General features: G+C 53.3%; 11 protein-coding genes. 1 reads left to right on the forward strand and 10 read right to left on the reverse strand.

Translation table 11 applies throughout. The features are described 5' to 3' along the window. Window positions 1-704 precede the first annotated feature (704 nt). The 5 genes from ABX962_RS17865 to ABX962_RS17885 all read right to left on the reverse strand — a co-directional run bounded on the left by ABX962_RS17865 (window position 705) and on the right by ABX962_RS17885 (window position 5,743). Window positions 705-1,430: an MBL fold metallo-hydrolase gene (locus ABX962_RS17865; RefSeq protein ID WP_372721396.1), complete on the reverse strand. Its 726-nt coding sequence runs from the start codon at window positions 1,428-1,430 to the stop codon at window positions 705-707. Window positions 1,431-2,930: 1,500 nt separating this feature from the next. Continuing rightward, on the reverse strand, window positions 2,931-3,428 hold the full coding sequence (locus ABX962_RS17870) for a hypothetical protein (protein WP_372721397.1): 498 nt from the start codon (window positions 3,426-3,428) through the stop codon (window positions 2,931-2,933). 511 nt (window positions 3,429-3,939) lie between these two features. Then, window positions 3,940-4,407 (reverse strand): hypothetical protein, encoded by a 468-nt coding sequence (locus ABX962_RS17875; RefSeq protein ID WP_372721398.1) that lies wholly within the window; start codon window positions 4,405-4,407, stop codon window positions 3,940-3,942. A gap of 61 nt (window positions 4,408-4,468) precedes the next feature. Continuing rightward, a complete protein-coding gene (locus ABX962_RS17880; RefSeq protein ID WP_372721399.1) occupies window positions 4,469-5,134 on the reverse strand; it encodes a hypothetical protein in 666 nt (221 codons plus the stop codon). Window positions 5,135-5,272: 138 nt separating this feature from the next. Next, window positions 5,273-5,743: a hypothetical protein gene (locus ABX962_RS17885; RefSeq protein WP_372721400.1), complete on the reverse strand. Its 471-nt coding sequence runs from the start codon at window positions 5,741-5,743 to the stop codon at window positions 5,273-5,275. Between the two features lie 205 nt (window positions 5,744-5,948). Between ABX962_RS17885 and ABX962_RS17890 the strand changes: the two genes are divergently transcribed. Beyond that, a complete protein-coding gene (locus ABX962_RS17890; protein WP_372721401.1) occupies window positions 5,949-6,173 on the forward strand; it encodes a hypothetical protein in 225 nt (74 codons plus the stop codon). Between the two features lie 339 nt (window positions 6,174-6,512). Here the strand turns inward: ABX962_RS17890 and ABX962_RS17895 are convergent, their stop codons facing one another. From ABX962_RS17895 to ABX962_RS17915, 5 genes are all read right to left on the reverse strand, one after another. Continuing rightward, a complete protein-coding gene (locus ABX962_RS17895) occupies window positions 6,513-6,638 on the reverse strand; it encodes a hypothetical protein (RefSeq protein ID WP_372721402.1) in 126 nt (41 codons plus the stop codon). Between the two features lie 189 nt (window positions 6,639-6,827). Continuing rightward, window positions 6,828-7,295: a hypothetical protein gene (locus ABX962_RS17900; RefSeq protein WP_372721403.1), complete on the reverse strand. Its 468-nt coding sequence runs from the start codon at window positions 7,293-7,295 to the stop codon at window positions 6,828-6,830. Between the two features lie 2,126 nt (window positions 7,296-9,421). Continuing rightward, entirely contained in the window at window positions 9,422-10,780 is a 1,359-nt protein-coding gene (locus tag ABX962_RS17905) for a serine hydrolase (protein WP_372721404.1), read from the reverse strand. A 589-nt stretch (window positions 10,781-11,369) separates the two neighbouring features. After that, window positions 11,370-11,618, reverse strand: coding sequence for a hypothetical protein (locus tag ABX962_RS17910; protein ID WP_372721405.1), 249 nt, complete (start codon window positions 11,616-11,618; stop codon window positions 11,370-11,372). A 99-nt stretch (window positions 11,619-11,717) separates the two neighbouring features. Continuing rightward, window positions 11,718-11,876, reverse strand: a complete 159-nt coding sequence (locus ABX962_RS17915; RefSeq protein ID WP_372721406.1) for a hypothetical protein — start codon at window positions 11,874-11,876, stop codon at window positions 11,718-11,720. Window positions 11,877-11,985 lie beyond the last annotated feature (109 nt).

The following is an 11,985-nucleotide window of genomic DNA, read 5'->3' on the forward strand; positions in this document are numbered from 1 at the left end:
GCCACGTTGCAACGCACGATCAATGCAGCGAAAGGTTAAAAGATGAGAGATTGAAAAATGGAGTCAACGCCGGAAATCGTGTTCTGTCTCGAACCGTGATGCCCGTCACATTTTTCTGTCGCACCAATTTTTCTGTCGACCCATCGTCCGCGCACACTGAATCGAACCGCAGATTCTCAGTCCACCCTGTTGTCGTCGTGCAAGCTCGCTCACACCGCGTGAGAGGACAGAAAGATTGGTGCGACAGAAAAATTTCAAAAACCTGAGCACTGGACTATCTATCCTGGTACCAACCGATCGAAATTGTCTTAACAGCCACAACGTGACGATCCGCGACAACCATCGAGCACATCGACACCAAAGAGGAATCTCGGCATTGCCCAGATCGCGGCCAATTAGGGTGGATTGGCGGCAATTAGTGCTCCAATTCAAACGAATACTTGGCCGCGTCCACTGCACTCGAATGACTCTTTTGATAACGCCATCAAGCGTTCATCGGCCATCGATTATGTGTCTGTAACAAGCCATGCTCACTGCCTGAAAAACGTCGGACCGAAAAACGTCCCGACTGTGAGAGCACGCAACGATTAGTCGTCAAATGGGCTTGTCGAGATCGAGTCGTGCGACCAGCCACAGAATGCCGGACGCTTGGCAAAGTGATCGTCGCAAAGGTACTTGGCTTGTCACGCTGGCGTGGTTGATGGTTAGTCCCGGTCGAAATTTTCCTTGATCACACCCGCCAAGTCACAGAGTAATTGGTCACACGGTCCGGTATACGACGAGCCGTGCATGACCGCCAGCGTGTCAGGTTTTAGATCAGCCAGTGATCGCAGGACGCCTTCGGTTTGCCGCGTATACGGCATGTAACCTGCCAGCGGTCCTTCCTGCATTTGCTGCATCGCGGCCTGCGTTGGCTCGATCAAGTCCGACGAGGTCAGTGGTTCGACATCGCCAAAGTGGTGGAACAAGTCGGAACAGAACAACGACTTGCGTGTTTCCTCAAACAATACTCCCGCATCCCAGCCATGCGGAATGTGAGGTGACCGATAGAACCGATACCGATATTTGCCCGTGACCAGAACATCGTCTGCACTCATTCCCAAGGCGGGACGGATGGCAAAGTCGTCGACGTTGACGATTTTGCCAACCAACGTGCAAACCGGCTGCGCTTGCGGCGCAAGTTGCAACCAATCATTGAGCCCTCCACACTCGTCGGATTCAAAGTGACTCCAGGCAACATGTCGAAGCTTGGTGGGGTCAATCAGCTGGGCAACCGCGTCACGCAGCATCGGAAACATCGCCTTCAGCCCTGCGTGAAAGAGCAGCGGCTCGTCGTCGCGAACGAGGAAATGATTGAACTGCATGTCAAGCTCTGCGACGTAGATCGAGAGTCGAAACAGATCCGGGGCGATTTCGTTGATGGTGGTCATGGTTCACAATCGATGAGACATTCATTTGCCTAACGGTCGATCGTCCCCGACGACAGACGATAAAATTTCGATTTGTTAGACTAGACGCGTCGGCGAGGTGTTGAACGATTCGCTAACCCAACGACGGTGCAGCGCGATTGTACCGCGCCGGAGAAGGGGGAAACAAGAAAAAGGATGATCGTGATCCACTCGACTCGGGACATCGGTTCCGATGTTGCTTCGAATTCAATGACGGTCTAAAGGGGAAAATAATATAAAACTGGGCGCATCGGATGCTGGAACCGGCAAAAGGACGTATGAGATACACGTTTCATTGTGACACATGCTATCGCTGCTAACATGAAACCTGTGCCAAAACGGGACATGTTTACAGGCCTCCGTAAATCGCGTCGAAGGGCGGGCGGTAGTGATAGGATGCGAGGGCATTTCCAACCCGACGAGCGGCATTTACTCTGGACTGGAATTCGCGGAATTGCGGCCACGTAATCGCAGAGTTTTTGTAATGCGGTGGCTTGTGCGCTCCAGGCAACTGAAGGTTGGGGAGGAAGATGGAGAGGAGTCAGGGGAATATTTGAACAATGATGCTGGGCTGCTCTTTCTGTTTCCGTCGCAAGTGACATGCACCTGAGCTAAATTGCAGGGTATCAAAAAAGAATAAAACATGAAGGCAATGCGAGCGTTCAAATGCAAACGCTGGCCGCGAACGCAGCCTCATTTTTCTGTCGCACCAACTTTTCTGTCTGCTCTTCCACGTGGCGATCGCCGCACGAAATTTTCGGTGAGTCCCGTACGCGGCGTGGATCCGTTTTTTCTAGGGCCCGTTTGTTCCAGCGAGACGAAATCGTTCTTGACGCAAGTGACGACAGGAACATTGGTGCGACAGAAAGATTAGATCGCAGAATAAGGGGACCGTCGCTATTTTGGTTGTCTTAAACTAACCTTTCCCCAAGTCGCAACGCGACGAAATGTTGTAGCCACGGACGTTAGTCCGTGGAATGCGACAACAGCTGATCCATAGTCGCGAAGCGACGACATGGGTTGCGTTTGCCAGCACATCAGATCGCGCAATCGGTGCAGCAGGAGGTTAAAAGATGAAGGGATAAAACATGAAGAAAACGTGAGCGTTCTGGTCCAACCACGAACCGCATCGAAGTCTCATTTTTCTGTCGCACCAATCTTTCTGTCTGCTCTTCCACGTGGCGATCACCGAACGAAATTTTCGGTGAGTCCCGTACGCGGCATCGATCCGTTTCTTTTTACGGCCCGTTTGTTCCAGCGAGACGAAATCGTTCATAACGCAAATGAGGACAGAAAAATTGGTGCGACAGAAAGATTAGAACGCAGGATAACTGGACAATCGATCTTACGGTCACCCCAAGCTGACGGCTTCTACCTGTCACCCAGTCGTAACGCATTAGCCACCGACGTGAGCCCGTGGGATGCTCGTTCGGCGTTGTTTGGCAGTCGCAAGCGGCTCTGCGTCCAGCTCATGGTGCTGGCTCAAGGGGCGTCAAATGCCAAACGCAGCTCAAACTCTGCCGGTTCCTTCGCCGGATAGATCTGCACGCTCTTGCGACCGCCACGCAAAAGCCAATCTCCTGGCTCGATTGGCCCGTCCTTTCTCCAAGTCGACATTCCAGCGCCTGCGAGTGGATCCTCTAGACTTCCCCGTGCCACCGTATTTCGATCCAACCAACAGTATTCGATCTTTCGTGATTTCTGGTCTCGACGTACCAACAAGACAACCGTTGTCCCTGCTTCAACTGAAGATCCGCCGTCTTGAGTTGTTTTCCCGTCAACGATGACATCGAACGTAAGGAAATGCCCATCGAGTTCCATTGGAATATCGATGGTGTACCGTCTCACGTGAAGAAGTTTCTTCAATTCGTCGTTGGATATATATCCGTCGGAAAACCGCTCGTGCAAACGCGGATGAACAATTGCGGAGTAGAAGGGAGGCCAACCCACTGCAATGAATAGCAAAGTGAACCAAGCCATCAATCTTCGAGTTTGACGCTTCAAGATGCAAGTCTTCCGATGGTAGGACGGTAGTGGGCAGCGATGTTCAACGTGTTGTCTGGTTTTCAATCGGAGGAACGGTGGAAATCGCGGGGGACGGTGTTTCGATTGTCCATGGAAAACGCAAGGTTGGGCGGGAAGATGGAGGGGGGCGGAGAAAAGGTAAAGCCAGGATGGTCGACATGTGAGGACGACGCGCGATCGAGCCGAATTTCGTAACCGCCATGGCTGTCTTAATTTGTGTCCCCTCCATCTTTCTGTCTATCACCCGTCATTGCCTGGCACACGCGAACACAACGAGTCAGTCTATACCGAGCAACACCTCTGTCCATGTCGTCCTCTCTCTCGTTCCTACCGAAACGCTCTGCACTTCGCCTCTAGCGGCGGATCGCCCGAATAACGCAACTCGCATGCATTGCTAGTGTGGGAGCGAACTCAGAGCAAGCAATCGGGGACTCTTTCCCATCGGCATTACGATCACGCTATTAGGCTATGCAGCCGTGGGGACCGAAGCAACCAAATCAGCCAAGATCTCAGCATTGCCAAAAGTAACTGGCCCCCAGGCACTATGAACTGTATCGTAGTCACCAGTCACGATATTGATGTAATGTACACCCTGGACGATCGTTGCGTGGAATCCAGTTCGGTCAACACGCATTTCCGCGAGCCGATCTCGCCAATCAGTGTTCTTGCCCAGTATGACCAAGTAGAGGCCAACCTCGGCATACATCCATCGTGCGGCCAGTTCGCGGGTCACAACACGCCGGCGATCGGCCAAGAACACGCTCCCGTCGCAGGTGTCATCCCAAACTGTCACAGCGAGGGCATACCTCGCCGTCTTTCGCTTGTTGCGAGTGAGCAGCATCTGAAGCTCTGGCGGAAGACCAAGTTTTTCATACGGGTACACCGCAGGGTGCAGCAGTGACCTTAGTTCAGCAAGATAGCGATGGTCCACCATAGAAGTGCGTGTCCATTGTGATTGCGATAACGGTTCCCGGCACCGCAGACGCATGCGTGCGCTATTTCGATGCGTCCGACGCTCGAACGAGATCTCCAACCCAGCCGACGCCTTGTGATAGCCCTCGATTTTCAAGCAAGTTTGGATTGATACTCCACTTGCCAGCGATCTCCATGACGTGTTCTTCATCGGGATAGCACAAATCATCTCGCTCCCAATACGAGTCGGGTTTAGCGTCAGCGGAATCGGGATCAAAGTAGTTGTATCCAAGTTCAGCTTCACCCGCAGATCGTCTTCCGCGGTCAACTAGTATCTCGCCACGCTCGCCAAGATACGCAAATGCCCGGGTTTCTGTTCCGTTGGTGAAGCGAGCCCACGCGTGGAATTCAACAACCCGGTGTGTACCAAAATACTGCACTTCCTCATGTTCGCAAGAGAGCGAGGACAGCAATGAGGTCCAGTCATCCGTGTCGCGCTCGCCGCCAAGTTCGGGCAATCTTTGCGAGACGACAAACACCCAGTTATTGACCATTGGCGATACAAATGTGTGACCGCTATATGCCGCAATCGATCCGGTACGCCAATTTGCCAGTTGCACATTGTGAACAGGGAGCGACTCAAGCACCGTTTCGGCGTCGGACGCCTTGATAGCCAGCCACGACATCTTGTAGCCGAAGTTGATTGGTCTATCGGGCGTAGGGTCAATATTGTCTAGCGATATGGTCATATTCTGCGGTCAAGAGATTTTTAATATTGGGCGATTTTTTATAACGCTATCACATGTAGCTGGAGACGAGAATTGGAAATGTGGCCAAGAACACAATTCTGAACCGCTTGCCAAGTGCGAGTTGTAGCCGTAGTCCGTTCAGTTGCGTCGAGGAACCGCGAGTGTTACAGCGTAGTCAGCGGCTCCGTTTGGCGAGTCGCAGATGTAAATGTCGAAGCCATCGGGCGTGTGCTCTAGCGCGATTACATCTCGACCTTGACGTTTAACGATCCATGCCTTCGAGAGGTCCAATCGGTCTCCGAAATCTCGCCATGGCGCCGGAGTCCGGTCCAGGCTATTCCAAGGTTCGCCATCGAAGAGGACACGGCTGGGGCGTCCCCAATGTTTATGGATGTAACGTACTGCGTCGGCGCGGAACGTGATTCGCCCACTTCCATCAAATCGCCCTGAGATACGCAGTAGCTTCGGCTGCGCATCGGTCGCATCGTCGAATGTCGTGGCATCCTGACGCCGCTCTGTTTCGCTATTTGGCTTGCTCTTTGGCGGCGCGCCGAAGCTCAAGGAAGTGGTAACCATCAAATACAGTAAAACTTGGAGACACAGCTTCATTGCAGTCACTTTCTGAGTGGAGTGGAGAAACTTGTGAGCACTTCGGGATCTGGCGACCATGCTCGTATTGATGAAGGCCAGTCTGCCATCGCCGTGTAAGGAGTAATGGCATTTTTATCTGTACGTCGTTCTGATTTCTCTTGTTTAACGTTGGCAATTGAAAGCGGCGCGGGTGTTGCCTTGCCGTTCAGAGTCGATGATCCCCTTGCCAATACAATATATCGCGGTCCAGCCTGAGGGCATGACAAGTGGATCCCCCTATCCCGGAATTGGTGGCGGTCAAGAATCGGTGACGTCTCTCATGTCAGCCAATGTGGATCCCTTTGAAATTCCTTCGGACGTAGAAAATTCGGCAGCGACCGGGATCACAGTACGAATGATGTCATTGGAATCGTCCGCGACTCGGAATCGTCTGCCAAGTGCAGCGTAGGTGTGAAGAATTGGTGTGGATTCAAGTAAAGCACCCCGCCCGTAGTATTCAAAATTGACGGGAACACTTTGCCTGACGGGATGCCGACGGATTGGGACATTCCCTGATTTTAGCAAATAATCTACATGCTCGGTCCCCGCTGATCCTCACGCCAACACTATTCACCCAAGTGGGTTGGCGCGTTTCGCCGATCAGTTCCACCGGGGCGTTGCCGCACCGAAATATTTGTCCGCGAGTCACGAAAAATCATCGCGAATGAGTGCCGTATGTTGAAATCGCCAGGGGATCAAATGCATCGAGACAAACAGCTCTAACGAGCCGCGGTTGTGGCGTCAGCATTTAGCCCCATGCGTAAGCATGGGGTTTCAGAAACGGCAACACCGCCGTAGCCGCGGTAGCGGCGACAGCGATCGACGCACTGTTCAACGGAGGGGCGAATTGGCGACCAGTTACAGGCAAAAACATGGTTGACAAAAAGTTAAAGGCAAAAGAATAGGAGGACTCACTTGTTCGCCGTTCCAATTTTCTTGACGCAACAATCTTTCTGTTCTACATCCGTTATTGCTTGGTAGGTGCGAACACACCGGCGCAGCCTGCACCAAGGCCCCCGCCGAGCTCTCCTAACTCCTCACTCCATGTCTTCCACTCGCCCGTTCACCGCTTCGTGCTGCCGTCGTCGCCTTGGTGTTCAGCCTGTTCGACAAGCAGCAATCGTAATGCATGAACCGTACGTTCCGCACCGCCAATGGAGGAGTGTAGTCGATGCAGCGGTAGGGTTCCCGTCGGGTTGCTCAAGAGTCGGAGCACGTCAGCGTTTGCAGTGGGAGTGATTCGATAACGCCGACCGTATGCAATCATTTCTGTTTTGTTGTTCGCGGCAAACTTGCCGACAAAAGGCTTGATCGGCCTTCCGTCCGCATTCCAAATTGAGTCTCGTTTGTGTGTTTCAAGAAACATCGCAGGCAGATCAAGGACGTAAGGTCGTTTTTTCTGCACGTCAGGCAGCCCTTCAAACTCGTCTTGCAGGGCCGCAACGGTCGAAAGCTTCTCCAAAGGAATGCGGTCATCAGCAGCAGTGGATCGTACATGTCCGCGGTCGCGGGTTCCGTGTCGCTCAACCAAAAGGTCGACAGTCCAGTGGGGGCGTTTGTCCGTATGCAAACCCTACGAACATCAGTGTGATGAGGATGGATGCGAATCTGGTCATGATATCTGGCCAAGCAGAGGGGCAGCGACGAGGAATGTTCAATGGTCGAGAAACGAAACTTCGCCGCTCACATCGATCGGAAGGGTTATCCGTCGCCGTGTAGCGGTTTGGTACCGTCCGCATCCAGGGAATTACCGCACAAGGGGCAAGTCACTGTCGTTGATCCTAGCGTCTCGCCACAGAAATAGCAAAATGGCACTTCATGTTTACGTGTGCCCTCAATTCCCCCACGCCACTGTTCTAGCAGACGTAGCACGTCGTCTGGTTTGCAGTCAGCGGCTAGGACATCGTGTAGTACATCAAAGACTGGCCCCTCGCCCATGTGACCAACTTCCCGGGGTGAAACGAGTCGAGCATTGATTCCTGATTGTCGAAGATACGTCGTGACCGATTCTGCGTCCTGATAGACCCTGGTTCGGTACACTACAGTCGGTGCTGGGAGCGTCATCAATCAGTTCCTTCGCTTGTGAATTGGCTGCATCCGAATTCGCTTCACTAACAGGACGCGGCGCCACGGTACCACGGGCACGATTCAAAACCTATTGGGACACGCAGCTCTCGGCCGGATAACGGATTGCCATCACCAGGAACGGAGGGATGATGTATCGATTCGGAAAACCTCGCCTGCCAGGCTCAATGTACGGGATGTTGCCCCGCTTGATTGTGTTAGCCGGCTACGAACGATGCAAGGACCATGCCGATGAGGCGAGTGGTAGCAAGCAATGAGACGGCATTGAACTAAAAAATTTCGAGTGTCGTTATCGATTGACGAGCGTGGCGACAAACAACCGCCGATTTGACAATTGCAAGAATCGAAAAGCTCGACATGAACATGGAAGCAATCAAAAATTGATACCGCGACGGATTGGCGTCCGTATGAGCGATGTGGGATGCGATCGCAGCTAACGAAATGGAACCGATTCCGAATTGGATCAACCCAAAAGCCGAAATACCTATTTGAATGGCAAAGGGCACCGCAGACGCATGCGCCCCCCATCCGACATCTCTTAGCTGGCATCACTTCCACTGTTCAGCCGCGATCACGTTCGCGGCATAAGCACTAAGATTCGTGGAAATTCGCCTGACTGGAGGCGAATACATTTTTAAACTTTGCCCGCCAGTCGCTCCAAACATCGCGAATGAACATCGCACTGACCAATTGACGACGTGGCTCAACGACCACGCGTGCAGTTGGACGCTGGCTTCGCTAATGATCAAACACAGGCAAAAACATGGTTGGCAAAAAAATGAAGACAGATGGATGATGGCACTGAACACCCCGACGTTTCCATTTTTCTGTCGCATCAGTCTTTCTGTCGAGCCATCGTCCGACCGCATTCCGCATCGATCCGCAGACTCTGAGTCCGTCCCGCTACAGCGTACAAGCTCGCTCACACCGCATGAGAGGACAGAAAGATTGGTGCGACAGAAAGATTGGTGCGACAGAAAGATTCAAAGACAAGTAAAACGGCACTGTCCGTACTGCATTCATCCTCGTGAATCGCCTCATCCCGCTCCCCAGTCGCAACGCGACAAAATGCAACGTTCACGGGACGAGAGTCCGTGGATAGATGCCCCCCATCGTACGGAGTCTCGAAGCGACGGCAGGAGGTGCCGCGAAAGTTTGTCTCGTCCCTGGGAGGTCACGAGGCCCTGTGTCCGAGCGAAACACCAGCTTTACGGCCAAAATCGCGGTGATCATTTGCCCACGAATCACGCCAATGAACGCAAATATGCAACGCACGAAAGCCGCAAAAGCGGCGGCAGCGCGTTGCGTCATTCGCAAGCATCGGGGCCCGTCCAGCAGTCGCGACGCGACGAGATGAATAGCCGCAGACATGAGTCCATGGACCGCCCTTTTCTGTCTACTCTTCCTCTGGGCGTTCACCGAAACGCTCCGCAGGTTCTGAAGCCGCAATTTTTCCAGCGAGCACGCTCGCTCACACCAAAAGCGTGGATAGAAAGATTGGTGCGACATAGAATTTTATTTGCGTTTGGCCAGCACCGACAGAGGACGACGTTGTTTGAGTTTCGTTGCGTGTCATTGGCGAAGAATCAGATCCCGTACTTCGGTACACGCCTCACCCGACTTAGCGTTCGTCGAAACCACCACGACCATGTTGCGTGCTGGGACGACGTAGAGTCCGGAATAGTTCATGCCATTGGTCCCTGTATGCCAATGAAGCTCGCCAGGAACCCAGTCGGGATGACTGATCGTCCATCCAAGTCCGTAGTTTTGCTTTAGTGGGTCTGTATGCAATCGGACAAAGGTTGGGCGTGACAAAAGTTTGGAGGTGGCTGGACTGTACTGCAGATGCAAATGTCCAAATACCGCCAGATCGATCACGCTGCAATGCACTCGGCTGGACGGTCCCATGCAGGGTGCGTTGTCGGCTGTGGGACGGGCTGGCGTCATCTCCACGCCCAATCCAATATGCCCACGCGGCTGATCGATCTTGTCGGGATCCGAAGGCGGTCCGAACCCCGCTGTCTCCATTTTTAGCGGTGCAAACAGCATCTCGTTCATCATGTCTTCCCACGATTCGCCAGTCGCTGCCTCTGCCATCGCAGCGGCGACACAATATCCAAAATTGGCGTAGACATGCTTCTCACCCATCGACGCGACCGGCGGTTGTTGAAGCACGATTTCCACCATCTTCTTTCGCTGCTCCAAGATGTCTCCTCTTAGCCCACTAATCGCCGCATTGAGTTCGGGGGATTGTCGTCGATCGCTCGGCAATCCGGATCGATGCAGCAAGAAGTGCTCTAGCGTTACGTTGGCGTATTCGGGCCGAATTCGATCGAGCACATCGGGAAACGCTTGGGCTACGGTGGTGTTCCAGCGGAGTTTTCCTCGGTCCACCAGCATGCCAATTAGCATTGACGTCATCGGCTTTGAAATTGATCCGTGATGAAATTTGTCATCGATGGTTACCGGCTCGTCGGAATCCATCTGACGCAAACCAACAGCACCGACTGCGATTAGCTGATTGCCCTGAACAACGGCCGCCGCCAGCGCGGGGACCCCGTGTTTTTGTCGCACCGGTTCCAGCAATGCGTTGAGTGAAGCAACATTATGGCGCGCAAGAAGCGAGGTGTTTTGCGTAGGCTGACGGTGATCACGCTTTTGGACGCGGTCCTTCCGCGTTTCGCTTTGTCGTTCCCGCACGAATTGACGGTCGGACTCACTGAGTTTCGTTAACGGTACGGTGATCGTATTGCCGTCCGCTTTGCGGAGACGGATCGTGCTTCGGCGTAGGTCGACGAATTCGGCCTCAACGGTAAATGCCCCATCGTCACTCGTCCACGTCCGAAGTGACTCCGAGGATGTTTGTGCGTCGACTGCACCGATGAATGCCATCGCCGTCAGAGCTAACGAGAGAAGAATTCGGATTGTCATGAACGGGATTGTCCCTGAATCGGTTCACTATTAGTACGTTACGTGACGCTGGTGGTCACTGGGCGGCGATCCATGATGTGACTTTCAAGAAGACATGAAGACGCAAAACGTTGCCGTCGCACGTTCTCATCCTTCGGGCCTTGCGTTTCACTCAATCAGCTGAAATTTCGTCCATCAAATCGCTCTGCCGCAACGACAAGATACCTGAGACGTCGAGACCAGGCAACGATCGTGCGCGATCTGCCCAATCGCGAATCGTCAACCCTGGCTCTTTTTTCTGCAGCACCAGTGTTTCTGTCTACCTATCGTCAAAAGCGACAGCCGAACGAAAATCACCGACAGTCCGGTGCGGCGCGTGTGTCAGCAATCCGCAACCGTCGCTCCGGACTGGCTACCGTGATCGCCGAGGATGGTGCTGGAAACAAGATAATGAATATTCGCGTGATCGGTGGGCTCGTGTGTTTCTCGTCGCACCAAATCAGGATAGCGATTTCTCCGTTGTGATCATGCCAGTGGGGAACCAGTGTTAACTGGGCCGCTGGCTCGATTCAGGTGCTTCTTTGACAGCGCGAGTCTAGCTTGGCGTCAGTTAGTCACAGCCAAGGTCTTCAACAAATCGTTGCTCAGGGTAGATCCTGTCGTAATCGACGCCCAGTTGTTCCGCAATGATCCGGCGCACTTTCAGGGCACGTTCGCGATTGACCCCAGGCGAGCAGCGGCGGATGAACTCGTCTTCCGAAATGGGCGTCCATTGGTCTGCGGATGGAGTGCTCGCTGAGTTGAACCACCATGCGGTCAAAACAATCGTGACAAGTAAGATCCCGATCAACCATAGCATGACAACAATCTCGGTTGGCGTCAGAAACAGAACGTGTGAAATGAGTTGGGGGTGTGATTGGGTTGGGGGTAACATATCGCATCAACCCTTGGGTAAGGTTCAGCCCGGATGATGGCTTTCCATCATCGTCTCGGCGTGATTAGCATGATCAAATGCCTCTCGTCGCCATGCTTCATCACCAATCACAAGGTTCAATTGGATAGCGGCACGGAAGGCATCGCCGGCGGTGGAATTCAGTGTGGGTTGACGACGAATCACGGTGCTCGCCGCCGCTGCGAGCACGCAGCATGGTTAGCCGTCCGATCGTAGTTCGAGGCGAGATTCAAGGAGTTCAATGGTTTGGTAGGCGAACTGGCGACGATCGTCA

The sequence above is a fragment of the Novipirellula sp. genome (assembly GCF_041583735.1).
GTDB lineage: Bacteria > Planctomycetota > Planctomycetia > Pirellulales > Pirellulaceae > Novipirellula.

Bases quoted from the DNA above. Each gene is read 5' to 3' on its own strand.
- ABX962_RS17905 (WP_372721404.1), bottom strand. From the start codon at position 10,780: ATGACAATCCGAATTCTTCTCTCGTTAGCTCTGACGGCGATGGCATTC.
- ABX962_RS17895 (WP_372721402.1), bottom strand. From the start codon at position 6,638: ATGTTTTTGCCTGTAACTGGTCGCCAATTCGCCCCTCCGTTGAACAGT.
- ABX962_RS17870 (WP_372721397.1), bottom strand. From the start codon at position 3,428: ATGGCTTGGTTCACTTTGCTATTCATTGCAGTGGGTTGGCCTCCCTTC.
- ABX962_RS17885 (WP_372721400.1), bottom strand. From the start codon at position 5,743: ATGAAGCTGTGTCTCCAAGTTTTACTGTATTTGATGGTTACCACTTCC.
- ABX962_RS17880 (WP_372721399.1), bottom strand. From the start codon at position 5,134: ATGACCATATCGCTAGACAATATTGACCCTACGCCCGATAGACCAATC.
- ABX962_RS17865 (WP_372721396.1), bottom strand. From the start codon at position 1,430: ATGACCACCATCAACGAAATCGCCCCGGATCTGTTTCGACTCTCGATC.
- ABX962_RS17875 (WP_372721398.1), bottom strand. From the start codon at position 4,407: ATGGTGGACCATCGCTATCTTGCTGAACTAAGGTCACTGCTGCACCCT.
- ABX962_RS17910 (WP_372721405.1), bottom strand. From the start codon at position 11,618: ATGCTATGGTTGATCGGGATCTTACTTGTCACGATTGTTTTGACCGCA.